18 protein-coding genes and 1 tRNA gene are annotated in these 17,351 nt (G+C 40.2%); 6 read left to right on the plus strand and 13 right to left on the minus strand.

Features of this window, described 5'->3' with window-relative positions:
* Positions 1 to 151: 151 nt before the first annotated feature.
* Genes ABJD64_RS22515 through ABJD64_RS22530 form a run of 4 tightly spaced genes read right to left on the minus strand, consistent with a single transcriptional unit; the run spans position 152 to position 4,549 of the window.
* Positions 152 to 1,420, minus strand: coding sequence for an adenylosuccinate synthase (locus ABJD64_RS22515; RefSeq protein WP_348181108.1), 1,269 nt, complete (start codon positions 1,418 to 1,420; stop codon positions 152 to 154).
* A 7-nt stretch (positions 1,421 to 1,427) separates the two neighbouring features.
* The gene (locus tag ABJD64_RS22520) at positions 1,428 to 1,769 is read right to left on the minus strand and encodes an STAS domain-containing protein (RefSeq protein ID WP_348181109.1); all 342 of its coding nucleotides are present in this window, start codon (positions 1,767 to 1,769) and stop codon (positions 1,428 to 1,430) included.
* 14 nt (positions 1,770 to 1,783) lie between these two features.
* The gene (locus ABJD64_RS22525; RefSeq protein ID WP_348181110.1) at positions 1,784 to 2,254 is read right to left on the minus strand and encodes a transcriptional repressor; all 471 of its coding nucleotides are present in this window, start codon (positions 2,252 to 2,254) and stop codon (positions 1,784 to 1,786) included.
* A 60-nt stretch (positions 2,255 to 2,314) separates the two neighbouring features.
* Entirely contained in the window at positions 2,315 to 4,549 is a 2,235-nt protein-coding gene (locus ABJD64_RS22530; protein ID WP_348181111.1) for a RelA/SpoT family protein, read from the minus strand.
* 155 nt (positions 4,550 to 4,704) lie between these two features.
* On the opposite strand from ABJD64_RS22530, the gene ABJD64_RS22535 reads away from it, so the two are divergent.
* From ABJD64_RS22535 to clpX, 4 genes are all read left to right on the plus strand, one after another.
* A tRNA-Leu gene (locus ABJD64_RS22535) sits at positions 4,705 to 4,786 on the plus strand.
* An 82-nt stretch (positions 4,787 to 4,868) separates the two neighbouring features.
* Positions 4,869 to 6,188: a trigger factor gene (tig, locus tag ABJD64_RS22540; protein ID WP_348181112.1), complete on the plus strand. Its 1,320-nt coding sequence runs from the start codon at positions 4,869 to 4,871 to the stop codon at positions 6,186 to 6,188.
* Between the two features lie 127 nt (positions 6,189 to 6,315).
* Positions 6,316 to 6,990, plus strand: a complete 675-nt coding sequence (locus tag ABJD64_RS22545; protein ID WP_348181113.1) for an ATP-dependent Clp protease proteolytic subunit — start codon at positions 6,316 to 6,318, stop codon at positions 6,988 to 6,990.
* A gap of 36 nt (positions 6,991 to 7,026) precedes the next feature.
* The gene (gene clpX, locus ABJD64_RS22550; protein ID WP_348181115.1) at positions 7,027 to 8,259 is read left to right on the plus strand and encodes an ATP-dependent Clp protease ATP-binding subunit ClpX; all 1,233 of its coding nucleotides are present in this window, start codon (positions 7,027 to 7,029) and stop codon (positions 8,257 to 8,259) included.
* Positions 8,260 to 8,350: 91 nt separating this feature from the next.
* Here clpX and ABJD64_RS22555 read toward each other — a convergent pair whose 3' ends face one another.
* From ABJD64_RS22555 to ABJD64_RS22580, 6 genes are all read right to left on the minus strand, one after another.
* Entirely contained in the window at positions 8,351 to 8,692 is a 342-nt protein-coding gene (locus ABJD64_RS22555) for a DUF2834 domain-containing protein (protein WP_348181116.1), read from the minus strand.
* 35 nt (positions 8,693 to 8,727) lie between these two features.
* Positions 8,728 to 9,291: a DinB family protein gene (locus tag ABJD64_RS22560; protein ID WP_348181117.1), complete on the minus strand. Its 564-nt coding sequence runs from the start codon at positions 9,289 to 9,291 to the stop codon at positions 8,728 to 8,730.
* Positions 9,292 to 9,299: 8 nt separating this feature from the next.
* Positions 9,300 to 9,632 carry a helix-turn-helix domain-containing protein gene (locus ABJD64_RS22565; RefSeq protein ID WP_348181118.1) on the minus strand — a complete coding sequence of 111 codons (333 nt, stop codon included), beginning with the start codon at positions 9,630 to 9,632 and terminating at the stop codon, positions 9,300 to 9,302.
* A 29-nt stretch (positions 9,633 to 9,661) separates the two neighbouring features.
* Positions 9,662 to 9,955, minus strand: coding sequence for a YciI family protein (locus ABJD64_RS22570; protein ID WP_348181119.1), 294 nt, complete (start codon positions 9,953 to 9,955; stop codon positions 9,662 to 9,664).
* A 334-nt stretch (positions 9,956 to 10,289) separates the two neighbouring features.
* The gene (locus tag ABJD64_RS22575; RefSeq protein WP_348181120.1) at positions 10,290 to 11,570 is read right to left on the minus strand and encodes a hypothetical protein; all 1,281 of its coding nucleotides are present in this window, start codon (positions 11,568 to 11,570) and stop codon (positions 10,290 to 10,292) included.
* Positions 11,571 to 11,943: 373 nt separating this feature from the next.
* Positions 11,944 to 12,714 carry a hypothetical protein gene (locus tag ABJD64_RS22580; RefSeq protein ID WP_348181121.1) on the minus strand — a complete coding sequence of 257 codons (771 nt, stop codon included), beginning with the start codon at positions 12,712 to 12,714 and terminating at the stop codon, positions 11,944 to 11,946.
* A gap of 187 nt (positions 12,715 to 12,901) precedes the next feature.
* On the opposite strand from ABJD64_RS22580, the gene ABJD64_RS22585 reads away from it, so the two are divergent.
* Positions 12,902 to 13,225: a helix-turn-helix transcriptional regulator gene (locus tag ABJD64_RS22585; RefSeq protein ID WP_348181122.1), complete on the plus strand. Its 324-nt coding sequence runs from the start codon at positions 12,902 to 12,904 to the stop codon at positions 13,223 to 13,225.
* Positions 13,222 to 15,846: an ABC transporter permease gene (locus ABJD64_RS22590; protein ID WP_348181123.1), complete on the plus strand. Its 2,625-nt coding sequence runs from the start codon at positions 13,222 to 13,224 to the stop codon at positions 15,844 to 15,846. The genes ABJD64_RS22585 and ABJD64_RS22590 overlap by 4 nt, the downstream gene beginning before the upstream one ends.
* Before the next feature lie 167 nt (positions 15,847 to 16,013).
* On the opposite strand, the gene ABJD64_RS22595 is transcribed toward ABJD64_RS22590, so the two are convergent.
* Genes ABJD64_RS22595 through ABJD64_RS22605 form a run of 3 tightly spaced genes read right to left on the minus strand, consistent with a single transcriptional unit; the run spans position 16,014 to position 17,345 of the window.
* Positions 16,014 to 16,427, minus strand: coding sequence for a DUF6691 family protein (locus ABJD64_RS22595; protein ID WP_348181124.1), 414 nt, complete (start codon positions 16,425 to 16,427; stop codon positions 16,014 to 16,016).
* A 9-nt stretch (positions 16,428 to 16,436) separates the two neighbouring features.
* Positions 16,437 to 17,009 carry a YeeE/YedE thiosulfate transporter family protein gene (locus tag ABJD64_RS22600; protein WP_348181125.1) on the minus strand — a complete coding sequence of 191 codons (573 nt, stop codon included), beginning with the start codon at positions 17,007 to 17,009 and terminating at the stop codon, positions 16,437 to 16,439.
* A 21-nt stretch (positions 17,010 to 17,030) separates the two neighbouring features.
* Complete coding sequence (locus tag ABJD64_RS22605) at positions 17,031 to 17,345, minus strand: rhodanese-like domain-containing protein (RefSeq protein ID WP_348181126.1); 315 nt, start codon at positions 17,343 to 17,345, stop codon at positions 17,031 to 17,033.
* Positions 17,346 to 17,351 lie beyond the last annotated feature (6 nt).

A 17,351-nucleotide genomic window follows, 5' to 3' on the forward strand; every position in this document is an offset into this window, starting at 1 on the left:
ATCAGACTAGGACTAGCATTCTTTCAAAAGAGGTGGGTGTTTTTTGCAAAACCGATCAAAAGTGCAAAAAGGGAGTTTTTCCAAACAAAAAAACCGAATGAGCTATCCCATTCGGTTTGTATTTCTTAGCAGGTAAATGACTACCTTATCCTTATTTAAGCAGCGTCTGCTTTCTGTCCGGCCCTACCGAAACAATATCGATGGGTAGACCTACTTGTTTTTCAATAAACTCAACATAAGTTTTAAGCGATTGTGGCAGAGCTTCGTATGTACCTACTTCTGTGAGGTCTTCAGACCAGCCCTCGAACGATTCATAGACCGGGGTTACCTCATTGTCATTCAAATCATATGGCATTTGATCTGACAAATTACCATCTGCATCTTTATATGATGTACAAACAGCAATTTTTTCAAAACCGGAAAGTACGTCGGCTTTCATCATGTACAATCTGGTGGCTCCATTGACCATGATGGCATATTTCAAGGCAGGTAGATCCAGCCATCCACATCTTCTGGGCCGACCTGTGGTGGCACCAAATTCTCCACCATTCTTTCTTAACAATTCTCCCGTCTCGTCATGAAGTTCTGTTGGGAAAGGTCCGCTCCCTACTCGGGTGCAGTACGCTTTGAATACACCAAAAATATCTCCAATCTTGTTCACTGCTACACCTAACCCAGTACAGGCAGCCGCTGTAGTTGTATTCGAGCTAGTCACAAATGGATAGCTTCCGAAGTCGATATCCAACAAAGAACCCTGTGCGCCTTCAGCCAAAATAGACTGACCATCTGCCAATTTCTTATTCAAGTGATACTCACTGTCAATCAACTGGAAGGTTTTTAAGAACTCAACACCCTCTAAGAAAGCTGCCTCCAATTCTTCCAATTCGAATTGAAAATCATATCGAGATAAGATATCTAAGTGACGCTGCTTCAATGCCTTATATTTTGCATCAAAATCAGAGTTCATGATATCCCCTGCTCTCAATCCTACTCTGGAAATTTTATCTTCGTAAGTTGGGCCGATACCTTTTAAGGTAGAACCTATCTTTTTGTCGCCTTTTGCATTTTCGTAAGCACCATCTAAGATTCTGTGTGTGGGTAGAATCAACTGTACTTTTTTAGAAATCAAAAGACTGTTTTTATCGTAATTTTCAAATTTCTCCAGTGCTGTAATTTCTTTTTTGAAAATGGCCGGATCAAGCACGACACCGTTACCAATTATATTTTCGGCACCTTTATGAAAAATACCAGAAGGGATCTGGTGCAATACATGTTTGGTATCTCCGAATTTCAATGTGTGACCAGCATTGGGTCCACCTTGGAATCGAGCAATCACATTATATTTTGGAGTGAGATAATCTACAATTTTACCTTTTCCTTCATCTCCCCATTGAAGTCCAAGCAATACATCTACAGACATGTGGTAATTATTTATTTAGTTCTTCTTTTGCTTCAGCTATGGTATCCACAATGGAAAAAATCGCATTGAGCTTAGTGATAACCAATAGTTTCTTTACATGTTCGGATGGGTTTACAATGATGACCTCGCCCCCTTTGTTTCTAAACTTGGTCAAAATGGTAATCAATACACCAATACCGCTACTGTTGATATACCTCACATCAGAGATATCCACCACGCATTTGATGATGTTGTTGCTTAATGTATCATTTACTGATTCTATGATTTCCGGGCCATTCTCTTCTCCTATCAGGTCACCGTGGAAATTAATGAACACTATTTCACCTTCGTGATTGATTTTATAATTCATAGGGTAGTAAATTTTTACTGTTTATTGGTTTTTTCTTTTGCAAAGAAATATAAGGAGTGATGTGTAATATCGATATCAAACATATCTTCCAGTGTCTGTTTGATATTTTGAATTCGCGGATCACAAAATTCCAGCACTTTGCCGCTATCGGCCATCAGGATGTGATCATGTTGCCTAAATCCGTAAGACTTTTCATATTGTGCCAGGTTCTGACCAAATTGATGCCTGGTCACAAGATTGCACTCCACCAACAGGTCTAGCGAATTATAAACCGTAGCGCGACTGACGCGATAGTTTTTATTTTTCATGCTGATGTACAATGTCTCCACGTCGAAATGACCCGACTTGCTATAGATTTCTTCAAGAATAGCATACCGTTCGGGTGTTTTACGAAGCGACTTTGATTCGAGAAATTCAGTAAAAATATTTTTTACTTCTTCATAAATCTTGGTCTTAGGATCGATATGATGTTTGATTTCGCTCAATACTTGGACATTCTAAAACACGGTTGTTTTTCCGCGGGCAAATATAGCCTATTAAACATATTATTTATCATATAAATCGAAGCGACTGACACTTTCTATTCCATCCACTTTTTTCAGTTTCTCCAACATAGTATTCAGGTGACTGGTATCATCGACATACACTGAGATATTGCCTTCAAAAATCCCATGATCCGTATCTATGGTCAAAGACCTCATATTTACCTTGAGGTCTGTAGATATGATCGAGGTAATATCATTGACCATACCAATTCTGTCTGTCCCTATCACTCGAATACCTGCCAGAAATGCAATCTCTTGCTGTGAAGTCCATTTAGCTTTGATAATCCGATAGCCATAGTTGGACATCAGTTCTGTAGCATTCGGGCAGGAAGTCCGATGTATTTTGATTCCTTCACTAACGGTCACAAATCCAAAAACGTCGTCACCGGGAATAGGTTTACAACAATTGGCAAATTTGTAATCGACAACATCCATATCTTCTCCTATGAGAAGCATGTCTGCAGTACCTGTGGCATGGACTTTTTTTATTGTTTTCTTGACCTCATCAGCACTCTCAAAACTTCGCTTTGATTTCTTTGGGGCCTCTTTCTTGATCTCACTGATCTTCTTAATGTCCTTAGGATTGATTTTTCCAGTGCCCACTTCGAAGAAGAAGTCCAACGGACTCTTTGCTCCAAAATAGGCAATGAGTCGATTGATTGTATCATTGTTCAGCGTAAGCTTGATTTGCTTTAGCTTTCTTATTACAATTTCTTTTCCTTCTTTGGCCGCTTTTTTCTTCTCTTCTTTCAGAAAATCTTTGATCCCTGATTTAGCTTTTGAGCTAACCACAAATCGCAACCAATCCTCCTTCGGTTTTTGCTTAGAAGAAGTTAAAATTTCAACCTGATCTCCGTTTTTAAGTTTGGTATTAATTGGCACAAGCTTGTGGTTGATCTTAGCTCCTATACAGTTGGCCCCTACTTCTGAGTGAACGTCAAAGGCGAAGTCCAGAGCCGTAGAGCCATTAGGCAAGGTGATCAGTTTGCCCATTGGTGTAAAGGCATAAACTTCCTCCATGAACAAATTGGAACGAAAATCATCAACAAACTCTATGGCAGAAATATCATTTTGCTCAAGTGATTCGCGTACGCGATTGATCCAGGTATCAAGTGCTGATTCATTTTCTTTAGCCGAACCATCTTTATATTTCCAATGTGCTGCATAACCTTTTTCGGCAATATCATCCATACGGCGGGTACGGATTTGAACTTCCACCCACTGACCCTTTTTGGTCATCACTGTGGTATGTAGCGACTCATAGCCATTTGCTTTTGGTATACTGACCCAGTCTCGCAACCGATCCGGATTGGGTTGATAAAAATCTGTAACAATTGAATAGACATGCCAGCATGCTGCTTTTTCTTTGTCAACATCAGTATCAATAATGATACGAATGGCAAACAGGTCATACACCTCTTCATAGGGTATATCCTGTTTTTTCATTTTCTGAGCAATCGAATAAATGGATTTGGTACGTCCTTTTACTTCTACGGCATATCCCTGATCATTAATTGACTTTTGGATTGGTCGGACAAAGTTCCGTATAAACTTATTCCTATCGTCCTTTGACTCTTCTATTTTGTCGGCGATGGCTCTGTATTCGTCGGCCTCCCTATATTTCATAGAGAGATCCTCCAATTCGGTTTTGATGGCATATAGTCCCAACCGGTGAGCGAGAGGAGCATACAAATAGAAGGTTTCCGAGGCTATTTTCAGCTGTTTGTGTCTTGGCATACTTTCCAAAGTCCTCATGTTGTGCAATCGATCAGCCAGCTTGATCAAAATTACACGTGTGTCACTAGATAGCGTAAGGAGCATCTTACGAAAGTTTTCTGCCTGCTCTGAAACACTTTCTCCAGGAACGCCCGATATTTTAGTGAGTCCATCTATGATACGCATTATTTTGGGACCAAACTCTCGTTTAATATCATTCAATTCCCAATCCGTATCTTCGACTACATCATGTAATAAGGCTGATATGATAGAGGTTGTTCCCAGTCCAATCTCGTTGACACAGATATCGGCCACCTCCAGGGGGTGATAGATGTAAGGTTCGCCCGATTTACGGCGCATATCTTTATGCGCTTCGACAGAAATATAAAATGCCTTCTTTATCTCCTTGGCATCGTTGTCCTTAAGGAATGGTTTGGCATGACGAAGTAGCTTTCTGTAACGACGTATGATCTCTTTCTTCTCCTCCTCCTCATCTATCACCATACGGGTATCCATCATTTGGTTTTGATTTTATTAGTATTAATATCTCACTACAAATTTAAATGCAATCCACTTCATTTATTTGGTTCAGAAAAAACAAAAAATATTTTGCAACCACCCATTGTCTAATTGAATTATCTACATACCTTTGCACTTCCAAAAATTTCACACATGCGGATGTGGCGAAATTGGTAGACGCACTAGACTTAGGATCTAGCGCCGCGAGGCATGGGGGTTCGAGTCCCTCCATCCGCACAAACAGACACCCTCTTTCTTGTGAATATTCAGGAAAGAGGGTTTTTAATTTTTTGAATTCATACCATAAAAGATCACAATTTTGGACATTCAGTTAGATCAAATTTCGAAAACAGAGGCTCTTATTAAAATTAATTTAAAGGAGGCTGATTATCAACCCAAAGTTGAAGAAAAACTTAAGGAGTATAGTAAAAAAGCTCAGATCAAAGGGTTCAGACCAGGTAAGGTTCCTCAAAGTCTGGTAAACAAAATGTACGGAAAATCCATTCTTGTGGACGAGATCAATCATATGGTATCGCACAAAGTGATGGATTACATCAAAGAAAACGATCTCCAGATATTGGGAGACCCACTACCGAACGCTGAGAAAGCTGCTGATTTGGATTGGGATGGTGGAAAAGAGTTCGACTTTGAGTACGAAATTGGTATCGCACCAACATTCGACTTGAAGGTTGATAGCAAGATTAAGGTGGATACCTTCTCTATCAAGATTGATGACAAACTAATGGCGGAGACTTTGGAAAATCTTCAGAAGCAGTTTGGTGAAATGACTAATCCTGAGATTTCTGAAGCTGGAGATTCTCTATTTGGCAATATCCAGACTGAAGGAGAAGAAGAAAATGCTGGCGGCTTGCTCGATCTCAACGAAGTAGAAAAGAAAGCACAGAAAGATTTTATTGGTAAAAAGGCCGGAGATGTAATTGAATTTGATCCTGCCAAGGCCATCAAAAATGAAGACATTAGAAAAACATTTCTTGGTGAGGCTAATCAGGAATTGAAAGGCAAAATTAAATTCGAAGTTAAGAATGTGAACAGAACCATTCCTGCAGAATTGAACCAAGATCTGTTTGACAAAACTTTCGGTAAAGACGCTGTGAAATCTGAAGAAGAATTTAAAGAAAAAGTAAAGTCTTCAATCAGTGAAAACTACAATAGAGAAACTGAAGGCTATACCGACCTGAAAATCAGGGACAAGTTCATTGAAAAGACTAAGATGGAATTGCCTGACACTTTCCTAAAAAAATGGTTAGAGCTGTCCAACAAAAATGAGTTGACCAAAGAACAAATTGATAAAGATTATCCTTTATACGCTAATGACCTTAAATGGTCTTTGATCAAAAACAAGATCACCAAGGACAACGAGATCAAAACAGAGCACGAAGAAGTAGTAAACGAAGCTAAAAACATGATCAGGGCACAATTTGGATCTATGGGGATGTCCGAGGCCATGGAACAAAACATCGATTCTTTTGCTGACAATTACCTTAAAGGTGAAGAGGGCCAGAATTATGTGAAGCTGAACGAAAAAGTATACAACGACAAAGTGATGGCCTTTATCAGAGCAAATATTACGATCAAAGCCAAGGAAGTCACTGCTGAAGAATACAAGGAGAAGGCATAATTCCGTTTTCCTAAAAAAATAGCGGTTGGAGGATAAACTTTTGTCCTCACCCGTCGTCTTTAAAAAGAGTCCTTTGAATTAAGGACTTTTTTTGTTTTTTTGTACCCGCATATAACATCTAGAAAAAATGTATAAGAAAGAATTCAGAGATTTCGCTGTAAAAGGCCAAAATATAAATGGAAATACATTTGACCAATACACCGGTCATATCGAAAACATGACTCGTGCGGTCATTGAAGAGCGCCCTACCAATTTCAGAGAGATCGACGTATTTTCTCGACTCATCATGGACAGAATTATCTTTCTGGGCATGGGAGTGGATGATAATATTGCAAATATCATCACTGCCCAGTTGCTTTTTTTAGAATCTGTAGATGCTAAAAAAGACATTTTGCTTTATGTAAACAGTCCTGGTGGTTCTGTGTACGCAGGACTTGGCATCTATGACACCATGAACTATGTGAATCCTGACGTGAATACCATCTGTACCGGACTGGCCGCCTCTATGGGTGCTGTCCTCTTAGCAGGTGGAGCTGCTGGCAAAAGAGCAGCACTGCCTCATGCCAGAATCATGATACATCAGCCCATGGCCGGTATGCAGGGACAGGCCTCCGATATGGAGATATCCTTGAAGCAAACCCTTTCTGTAAAGAAAGATTTGTATGAAATTTTATCCAAACACAGTGGTAAAACTTACGACCAAATCGAAAAGGATTCTGATCGTGACTACTGGATGAGAGCGTCAGAAGCTAAAAAATATGGCTTGATCGACGAGGTTCTTGAACGAAAAGCTGGCGATTAATCGTTATCTTTGAAAAATTTTGAAAATTAATTAATTATGGCCCAAGTAACCTGTTCATTTTGCGGAAGGAATAAGAAGGATGTTGATTTGATGATTTCAGGCATACATGCTCACATTTGTGACAAATGTATTGCGCAAGCCAATCAGATACTTAGTGAGGAGTCGAATACCAAGAGCAATCTTGATGCTCCAAATTTCAACCTCATTAAGCCTATTGAAATGAAAGAACACCTAGACCAATTTGTGATTGGTCAGAATGAAGCCAAGCGAGTGATCTCTGTAGCGGTTTACAATCACTACAAGAGACTCTCTCAACCGGTGAATGAGGATGAGGTGACGATTGAGAAATCGAATATTGTAATGGTCGGAGAAACCGGTACAGGCAAGACCTATCTGGCTCGTTCGCTAGCCAAAATACTCCAGGTTCCCTTCTGCATAGCAGATGCCACCGTGCTAACTGAAGCAGGTTACGTAGGCGAAGATGTAGAAAGCATCCTAACCCGGTTGCTACAAGCAGCTGACTATGATGTGGAAGCGGCTGAGCGTGGTATCGTTTACATTGATGAGTTGGACAAGATTTCTCGTAAGTCTGATAACCCATCTATCACTCGCGATGTGAGCGGCGAAGGCGTACAGCAGGCGTTACTCAAATTACTTGAGGGCACCTCAGTGAATGTCCCTCCTCAGGGTGGCAGAAAGCATCCGGATCAAAAAATGATTTCTGTAAATACAGAAAATATTCTCTTTATCTGTGGAGGTGCGTTTGACGGTATCAGTAGAAACATAGCTACTCGCTTGAATACCCGCCCGCTTGGATTCAATTCTAAGAAGCAGGATACTTACGGAGAGGTAAACAAGGAAAATTTATTGCAGTACATCACAGCTCAGGATTTGAAGAGTTTTGGCTTAATCCCTGAATTGATTGGTCGTGTTCCGGTATTGACACATCTCAATCCATTAGATGGCAAAGCACTACGTCAAATATTGACAGAGCCTAAGAATGCACTGGTCAAGCAATACACCAAGCTTTTTGACATGGAAGGTATTGAGGTAGAATTCAAAAAAGGAGCACTGGACTATATCGTGGAAAAAGCACTTGATTTCAAGTTAGGTGCTCGTGGACTCAGGTCAATCTGTGAGGCAATCATCAACGATGCGATGTTTGAATTACCTTCTCAGAAGGATGCCAAGAAGCTGATAGTTACCAAAGCCTACGCTGAAGAGAAGTTCGAGAAGTCTAAGATGAACAAACTGAGAGTGGCAGGATAAATTGGTTACGAATTGCAAACACAGCAGTCCTTAAAAAAGCTATTTAATGTCCGAATTTTTCGGGCATTTTTTTGTCTGCGTATTAAAGGGTTTAAGTCATGAAATTGGCACTTTCGCTTTCCATTTTCGCCGCTCTGAAGTATAAAAACAATGGAAAGGCAAAGGCAATTGCAACCAAAAATGTCAGCGGGATAAACACCCACCAATGTTTCATTCTGAGTTTGATAGCCTCAGGTATATACCATACAAAAAAAGTAAAAACTACAACCAACAAATCTGCGCTAAATGATCTGGCAGGAAAAGTGGTCTTGGTTTGCGCCAAATAATTGACAATTGAAGTGTTTTCTTCGTTCAGATAAAACTGAATATTGTAATACCAGGTATAGCAAAGCCCTAAAACGGCTAACAGTAAGAATACATACTTAAGTTTCATAGGTATAAGAGGTTTAGATTCGATCTGAAATTTTCTCATGAGGCACTTCCGCCCTCGTCTGAAAGATACCTCTCTTTGATGACATTGAGATGTCTGAGCTCATGACCTGCAATATGGTAGGCTAGTCCTCTTACAGTTCGTTCATTCACAATGCTACCATCGAGATCGATTCCAGATCCCTTTCTCATAAAAGAGTCCTCTGGCAAATATTCAAAAAGAGCAATAGTAGACTTTCTAACCAGTTCATATTCTTCAAAAATACTTTCTAAGCTTCTGTTGTTAGCATTAGAATATTTGACATAAGTGTCCTGATCGAAGCCATGCAAAGGAGTCTCATCATTGCGAGCATTGCGAAGTGCCCGATAAGCAAAAATACGTTCATCATCAATCAGATGAATCAATATTTCCTTGATCGTCCATTTGTCTTTGGCATAACGATAAACGAGCTTCTCTTCAGAAAGGCTATAAATCAGTTCCTTGATCTCAAGAAAACTACTCCAAAGGCGCTCGAGTACTTTCCCGTCATCTTCTAGCAAGTCCAGATAAATTTTGGAATACGCAGGGTATTCTCCCCAAACAGGTTTATCAATTCTTCTCATCTTTTCTATCAATCTTGTTTAAAACTTTTCGCCCAGGTTTTAGCCCATATGCCTAACGGTTCGATCAACTCGAACAGCTCCTTTCCTCGCTTCGTAAGAGCATATCCATCTACCGTTCTTTCTATCAGATGCGAGTTTTTCAGCTCTTTGAGTCGCTTATTTAAGGTAGTAGGAGAAATAGACTCGCAATATTCCTGCAATCTCCTGAAAGTACTTGGGCCATTGTAAAGATGCCAAATGATACCCATTGCCCAACTTCTACCAAGTAAATCGAAGAGAGCCATGATGGGCTGCCCAGTCTTCGATCCTCTAACTGGTTTTCCTGGAACTGGTAATGCCATAATTGATGAATTTTGTAAATATATTGCTGTTAAACTTCAACTTTATAACGCTCAAGATCCGAAGCACTTAATAGAGGGTTAAACTCAATCAAGGTACATGCAGCAATACCTTCTATGATGAACGGATCTTTGGACAGGATTACTTCCACCTCCTGTTTCGACCTAGCATTTGCGATCACGACACCCCCGTCACGGGGCACTTTAGGTCCTCCAAGTATGAATTTTCCTGTCTTGTAATGCTCGCTTAGATACGCTCGATGTGCCTCTGTGAAATTATTAACTTCTTCAATAGGTTTGATATAGTTGTAATTGACAATAAACATAATTATTTATTAAGGTTAAAGTTTTGCAACGTCATAAGATCATTTTTTGGAATTAGATCGTGCCGATAAAAAATATTCTCATAGACTTCAGCCTATCATAGTCACAGAGGTTCTCACTAAGAAAAACCTTTTGAGAACCACCGAGGTCTTTACTGATCAATGATGCTACATAATAGATAGCAAAGCTACATATTATGTAGCAAATATGAAACAAAGAATTGAAGTACAATAGAAATAAACCAAGGTTAAACAAGAAAGGACAACATGAGGGTAAGTCATAAAAAAGCCCAACAGTCTAATGATCATTGGGCTATTAAATACATTTTGCAATAAATTACTCCAACACGGTTATCCCTAACTCAGAAACAATGTCGCTCACATTACCAGCTTCATCTACCGAAATAAAATAAACGTCGTAAATACCTGGTTCAGCAACGAATATGGTATCTCCCACCCCCCCGCTGGTAAAATCACTCAAGACTGTAGGTGCATCAGCTCCAGTTGCTAAAACGAGCCATTGCCCTTCCGTATCAATGGAAATTGCCCGAGAGTTAGGAAGAACTGAAACTGAGCCCAAGGCCACAGGAGACGTATTATCTATTTGCATTGTAGCATCGGGCAACGCTACGGGACTATTTCCAGCTAAATCCACAATTGCACCTATCGAAACCGTCAAAGTACCATCTCCTCCTCCGTTCGTTAGATAATCCATTGTCCATACAGCAGGATCATTTGTTGACCAAAGTGTATCTGTAATGGACTTGACTCCTCCTCCTGAAATATCTACAAACACTAGAGTATCAGCTATTGATGCCTTGACAGCCCTCATGGCCTCATTAAATGTTACTCTAATGCTTACTTTCGTATTATCATTAGCTACTTTTTCTGATAATTTAGTTTGCCCAACAGGAGCCACGTTATCAACCAAAGGCAGCTTGATATATAGACTATTCGCTGTGTCTCCACCATATATTTCACTAATGGCAACTGATCCCAATCGAGCTTCAGGCTGTCCATTACTGCTACCTGCCTTATAAATAGAATAATAAACAGTACTGCTATTTTTGTAGGCTTTCAAGGTGGATAGTGTTGCTCCTGAAGAGATAAAAGGGGCAATGGCCTTATTATCCTTATCGCGATAAAAAGCAGAAGTATCATTCGCGTTAATGCCATTCAATGTTAATTCCGGAACAGCAACCAATGGAGCACCGAAGGTCATAAACACGGTGTCTTCAGAATTGTTGCTAAGTATTCCGGTCCCGCTATAAGTAACATTTACGTCAGAGGCATCCATGCTCAAAACTGTGATGTCCAAGGTACCCGTTTTTGATCCGTCGCTTACGGTAAGCACAACTTCACCGCTTCGTTTAAAACTTACTTCGACATCGGTACCAGAAGATGATTTTATTTCGGCCAAATCTGTGTTGCTTATACTCCAAACAAATTCTCCTTCCATATTACCCAGTGTATAGGTACCTGTGGTTCCAGGGTCTGCTACATGCAGACCGGAGATATAATATCTGGTGAATGATGTGGCTTCGTCTTCTTTGCAGGACGGCATAACCAACCATATACCTAATAATCCCAGTAACAATTTGTTTTTTTTTACTCTCATTCTCTTTAATTTAAAAGGTGTTCAAAATCTCAATGCTGCTGTCGGCTTTTTAGTGAGGCTATGGCCTATTGGCATTGCAAGACCAACACTCCATACTTAAGAATGCATCAGGTCTTATTTATTCTACTGATTCCAAGATTTTTTTCAGGAATGGTTATAAGATTGGCTTATTTCACATTGATCATTCCTTTTCAGAAACATTAGAAAAATGCGAATCAGAGAAAGGGCTTAGAGTTACGCATTAAAAATTTCGAGATTCGAAAAGAACAAAGAGATTATCTAGCAACTATCTCTTTCTGCGGACAAAGAGTAGTTGACGTTACGGGTAGAAGCATCCACCTCCAGATCCTTAATAAAGCGGTCGTTAACAGGTTTACCCATTTGATTCTTCTTTTTTCAAAGGATACTTTTGATTCAGGTATTTTCTTAAAAACAAAGTAGTTGCATATTCATCCACCAGTACCTGATTGTACGCTCCTGCCTCGTTTTTCTTGAGTAAATAGTCCCAACCGCTGTCGGTAGCAAACTTGATGTATTTCTGTATGATGTAGTCATCGGACAACTCATCTTCAGGTCCTACATGGCCCAAATCCACAAAAATTTGTCCAAGAATTTCATAAACCTCCTTTTTATTGGCCTTGTCCCAGAGCAAATTGATCGTCCTGCCTCTAAACTTATCTGCCACAATTCTCAACTTAATCACATTCGAGTAGAACACTTTGTCGAGTGTACTGATTTCATCGTTCGCTGTTCCTTCCGTTTGTTGGCAATTGGATAGTGCTTCTTCCAGGCTCGCCACTTTCCTATTTAAATCGCCTACTTTACCGTCAGAATTTTCGTTCTCAGAAAGACGCGTTTCAAGCAGAGATATCCGTTCTTCCATTGTACTGTTCTCAGGGATTCCAGTTGTTTTTTTGGTAAGTCGCATAACGACCTCCTCGGTCTGGCACGTAAAATCAATTTGCTTGTACGAAAGTATTACTGCCGCTACTACTTCTAAAATAAGCGCTGCGAACATACCATTGAGATATTTGGCATTCATGGATTTTATCACATTGGTGATACCCAGAAAAGTAATAATTGCCGTGATCGAAAAGATGACAATAAATACGTAAAAAATGATGTTTAGCTTTTCTGCTTCCATTGGATTAGGTTTTGAAAGTTCAACTTTCGGTTTAGATCTCTTTCAAATATACAGTGAAAGGTTTATTATTTTGATCCACAGATAGGACTGTAATCCCATTGTTCAAATAATTGAGTCGCCATTGAACTTGTAACTTTATTCAAACCTTCCACGTTTACCAATCAGTTGTTTTACAAATAGGTAAATAATGAAATACGCACTTGGTGAATTCGAAGAGATCGTATTGCTTTTGGTCGCGGCGCAACATGATCAGTCTTATGGCCTGTCCATTACTAAAGCCATTGAGGAAAAATTGAAACGTTCCGTAACCATGAGCAGTGTACATACGGCACTTTATCGACTAGAAGAAAAGGGGTTTGTCCAATCGAACATTGGAGGCAGCAGTACCGCCAGGGGAGGTCGTAGAAAGCGACTTTTCATGATCAGTGCGTTGGGAAAAACAGCTTTGAAGGAATCGCGAGCGGCGAGGAATCAGCTTTGGAGTATGATTCCTGAATTCTTGATGAAATGAAAGATACACGCAACATACTTCCTCCGAGGTTAGCCGACCGCTTGTTTCGCTGGTATTGTCAAAACGAGCTGGCAGAATCTATTCAGGGAGACATGCACGAAAGATTTGCTGACCATGTGATGCATAAGGGTCTATGGAAAGCCAGACTTCTCTATTGGCTCAGCATTATCCAATTCATCAACAAGTACACTTTAAAAAGAACCCATTCAAATGATTCAGCATCACTAAACTCATTCGCAATGATCAAAAACTATCTACTAGTTGCTCTCAGAGGGCTTAAAAAAAACAGCACGTACGCAAGTATCAACATTTTCGGCCTAGCCATAGGCCTGTCTTGTTGTTTCATGATTTTTTCATTCGTCAAAAGGGAGCTCAATTTTGACCAATTCCACAAAAAGAGTGAACGGCTGTTTAGGGTGACTAACAGTTTTGAAAAACCTAACAGCACGAATCACTGGGCAAGGACCCCTCCTGCACTTGCACCTGCTATTAGAGCCAATTTTTTCGGAGTCGAGAAAACCACGAGACTGCGCCATACAGATGAATTGCTGTATACGGTTGGCGACCGCTCATTTTATCAGGGCAACGGTTTTTTTGCTGATTCGCTCTTTCTGGAGATGTTTGATTTTCCTTTGAAATCAGGTAATTGGGACACTGCACTTGACAACCCCGGAAATATCGTACTGACCGAGTCAACCGCTATAAAATTCTTCGGCCGGGAAGACCCTATGGGCAAGCTTATTATTATGGAAAATGAGACGGTTTTGAAGGTAGCGGGTATCCTGGCACCAATACCTGTAGACTCGCACATTACCTTTGATCTACTCATCTCCTTTCCTACATATGTTGTGCCTGATGGGTATTTAGCAGATCTCAATAGTTGGGGATGGGCTGGATTTTGGACTTATATTCAACTTAGTCAAGAAACGAATTCTGAAGAATTCAAAACCCAAATCACAAAGTTGTATAAAGAGCATTATAAAACAGGATCAGACATTAAAATATCCGTAGAACTACAGGCACTCGGGGACATCTATCTCGGGTCTTCCCGATATACAAATATTGGGGAGTCTGTGCGTGTGGGCAATAGAAACTCCGTGATTGGGTTGAGCGTTGTCGCTCTGCTGATCCTTCTAATTGCCAGTTGTAATTTCATGAATCTGTCCATGGCCATGTCTATGCGCCGAGGAAAAGAAATAGGTATTCGAAAAGTTTTGGGCGCTGTAAAGACCAAAATCACCAAGCAGTTTTTAATTGAATCGATTTTAGTAAGTCTGATCAGTTTCGGGCTAGCCTTATTCATCGTATTCGCCTGCCAGTATTACTTCAATGAACTTTTTGATTTGGACCTACGAAATTCTTTACTCGACTATTTCATGTCAATCCCTTTATTCATCCTCATAACAGTAGCCATTGGAATATTGGCTGGCTTATATCCGGCATTTATCCTTTCTGCCTTTAATCCTATTTTTGCACTAAAGGGAAAACTGCATGCCAGCGGCTCGGGCGCATGGTTAAGAAAAGGTCTTCTTGTCTTTCAGTTTGTGATTGCTTTGGGATTGATCATCTCGAGTGTGATCGTGGTTTCTCAAATGGACTTCATCCGTAGTAAGTCTCTAGGGTTTGATCACAGCAGCATAGTAAAATTGCGTATGAGTGCCGATGCCGGACATTATGAGGCGTTAAGAAATAAGCTGCTCAGTAATCCTCGCGTCATTAACCTGACCAAGGCCAGCCATTCATTTGACGGATCAGCTTCCAGCGGTCCGGCCTGGCTTAAGGGAAAAACAGACAAGGATTCGCATCAGGTATCATATTATCAAACTGAGCAAGACTTTCTGGATGTCACTGGAGTCAGGCTAACGGAAGGTCGTTTTTTTTCAAGGGATTTTCCAAATGATTCTGCAACGGCATTAGTTCTCAATCAATCAGCGGTAGCTAAACTTGGGCTCAAAAACCCCTTAGGTCAAAAGATCAATTTTCACAATCGTGAACGAACTGTCATCGGGGTTGTAGAAGATTTTCATTTCAGCTCGTTGCATTCAAGTATTGGGCCGATCGGAATTGTTATGCCCTTTGTAAATCTTGAGCAATTATTAATTAAAGTTCAGGGCAATGATTTTAGGCAGACGTTACTCTCACTGGAAAGCGACTGGCGAGAGGTGTCAGGTGTACTACCCTTTGAAGCTAGTTTCCTGGAAGACGGTATCCAGGCCATGTACGAAAGGGAAGAAAAATTGACATCATTAATCACTTCTTCTTCATCTCTTGCTGTTGCTCTTGCTTGTCTAGGACTTTATACTCTAGTAGCCTTCTCCATCGAAACCAGACTAAAAGAAATAGGCATTAGAAAAGTCCTTGGTGCGCAATTAAGCAAATTGGTAATCCTTCTGGCGAAACATTATATGATTTTGATCCTGATTGCTAACCTCATCGCCTGGCCAATCACTTACTTTTTTGCGAATCAATGGCTTGATAATTTCGCATACCGGATTTCATTAGATCCGATGGTTTTTATAGGTTCCGGATTTGTCCTTTTCTTAATTTCAGTAGCTACCATAGGATACCAGCTCGTGAGAGCAGCACTTATCAATCCAATTAAATTTTTACGTAGTGAGTGATTGATGATCCTTATCAACAGACCTTAATTGAGTCCCGAAAAGAGAAAAAAGACTCATTTATTTAATTATAGAGTGGCAACCAGAAATGAATTTTAAAGAATCCACAGGAATTAAGATTCTATCTCATAGTAGATATCAGAACAGAATTCCAGTTATGGCTGTAACCATCAATGCGGCAGGTATTTCCTAAGGATTCCGTAAAGAAAAGTGCCAAACATGGCACTGGCTATTACTAATAAAAAAACACTGGCGCCATTGCCAACCAACACAAACATAGGTCCCGGGCAGGCACCAGTCATCGCCCAACCCAACCCAAATAATGTACCGCCAAACAGGGCCGATTTAAACAATCGATCCTTTGGTTTGAGTGCTATAATTTCTCCATTTATTGACTTCAACCCGAAACGTTTGATGCTAAGAGTAATGATCACCCCAAAAAAGACAGCCGACCCAATCACACCATACATATGGAATGATTCGAATCTGAACATTTCATAAATCCTGAACCAGGAAATAACCTCAGATTTAGTCAAAATGATTCCAAAGATTAACCCTGTCAATAAATATTTAATGAATTTCAAATCTTGGACTTAAAAAGTTAAAAGATACGGAAGTATAAAATGGGTCATAATCACCCCTCCTATAAAAAAACCGATTACAGCTATCAACGAGGGTAGCTGTAGGTTACTCAACCCACTAATAGCATGCCCGGAGGTGCAACCGCCAGCATATCGCGTTCCAAACCCTACCAATATTCCTCCTATCACGAGCATTACCCCATACTTGGGAGTGGACAACGCCTCCCAGCTAAAAATTGATGAGGGCAAATAAGAAGCTCCTGGATTTTCAATTCCTAATGCTTCTAATTCAAGCTTTGTATTTTCGGAAATTTCTACTGCGTCTGAAAAACTTAAATATTCTCTGGCAATAAATCCACCCATCAGAGCGCCCACAACAAAAATCAGATTCCAGATATCTGCTTTCCAATCAAATCTAAAAAATGACGACACCTTGCCTGCCCCGGCAATACTACATAAGGACCGAAGATTACTGGATACTCCAAATTTGTTCCCAAAGTAGAGCAACAGAAACATCACTCCGGAGAGCATAGGACCCGCTACGTACCAAGGCCAGGGTTGCCGTATCCATTCAACCAGCTCCATATTGATAAATTCAAGTGAATATTAATAATCGAGTTCTTGAGTCCAGCCCAAGATTCCTCCTTCGAGATTGTACAATTCCCCTTCGAATCCCATTTGTGCCATTAAACCACACGCCTGGCCACTTCTGTTACCGCTTCTGCAGTACACATAGTAGTTTTTAGATTTATCCAGGTTTTCTAGTTTTGACTTAAAATCAGGCTGGAAAATGTCCATTAGCTCACATCCGGGGATAAAGCCGGCATCGTATTCTTCCTGCGTTCTCACATCGAGCAAAACTCCATTGTCGTCAGCTTCAAACTTTTCTGCGAAATCTATTTCGTCAATATTCTGGTACATTTATTA

Origin of the sequence: Reichenbachiella sp. (assembly GCF_039944555.1) — a bacterium.
Classification (GTDB): Bacteria; Bacteroidota; Bacteroidia; order Cytophagales; family Cyclobacteriaceae; genus Reichenbachiella.

Excerpts from the sequence above, each read along its gene's own strand:
- ABJD64_RS22515 (WP_348181108.1), bottom strand. The coding sequence starts at position 1,420 with ATGTCTGTAGATGTATTGCTTGGACTTCAATGGGGAGATGAAGGAAAA.
- ABJD64_RS22520 (WP_348181109.1), bottom strand. The coding sequence starts at position 1,769 with ATGAATTATAAAATCAATCACGAAGGTGAAATAGTGTTCATTAATTTC.
- ABJD64_RS22530 (WP_348181111.1), bottom strand. The coding sequence starts at position 4,549 with ATGATGGATACCCGTATGGTGATAGATGAGGAGGAGGAGAAGAAAGAG.
- ABJD64_RS22545 (WP_348181113.1), top strand. The coding sequence starts at position 6,316 with ATGTATAAGAAAGAATTCAGAGATTTCGCTGTAAAAGGCCAAAATATA.
- clpX (WP_348181115.1), top strand. The coding sequence starts at position 7,027 with ATGGCCCAAGTAACCTGTTCATTTTGCGGAAGGAATAAGAAGGATGTT.
- ABJD64_RS22555 (WP_348181116.1), bottom strand. The coding sequence starts at position 8,692 with ATGAAACTTAAGTATGTATTCTTACTGTTAGCCGTTTTAGGGCTTTGC.
- ABJD64_RS22560 (WP_348181117.1), bottom strand. The coding sequence starts at position 9,291 with ATGAGAAGAATTGATAAACCTGTTTGGGGAGAATACCCTGCGTATTCC.
- ABJD64_RS22565 (WP_348181118.1), bottom strand. The coding sequence starts at position 9,632 with ATGGCATTACCAGTTCCAGGAAAACCAGTTAGAGGATCGAAGACTGGG.
- ABJD64_RS22570 (WP_348181119.1), bottom strand. The coding sequence starts at position 9,955 with ATGTTTATTGTCAATTACAACTATATCAAACCTATTGAAGAAGTTAAT.
- ABJD64_RS22575 (WP_348181120.1), bottom strand. The coding sequence starts at position 11,570 with ATGAGAGTAAAAAAAAACAAATTGTTACTGGGATTATTAGGTATATGG.
- ABJD64_RS22580 (WP_348181121.1), bottom strand. The coding sequence starts at position 12,714 with ATGGAAGCAGAAAAGCTAAACATCATTTTTTACGTATTTATTGTCATC.
- ABJD64_RS22585 (WP_348181122.1), top strand. The coding sequence starts at position 12,902 with ATGAAATACGCACTTGGTGAATTCGAAGAGATCGTATTGCTTTTGGTC.
- ABJD64_RS22590 (WP_348181123.1), top strand. The coding sequence starts at position 13,222 with ATGAAAGATACACGCAACATACTTCCTCCGAGGTTAGCCGACCGCTTG.
- ABJD64_RS22600 (WP_348181125.1), bottom strand. The coding sequence starts at position 17,009 with ATGGAGCTGGTTGAATGGATACGGCAACCCTGGCCTTGGTACGTAGCG.
- ABJD64_RS22605 (WP_348181126.1), bottom strand. The coding sequence starts at position 17,345 with ATGTACCAGAATATTGACGAAATAGATTTCGCAGAAAAGTTTGAAGCT.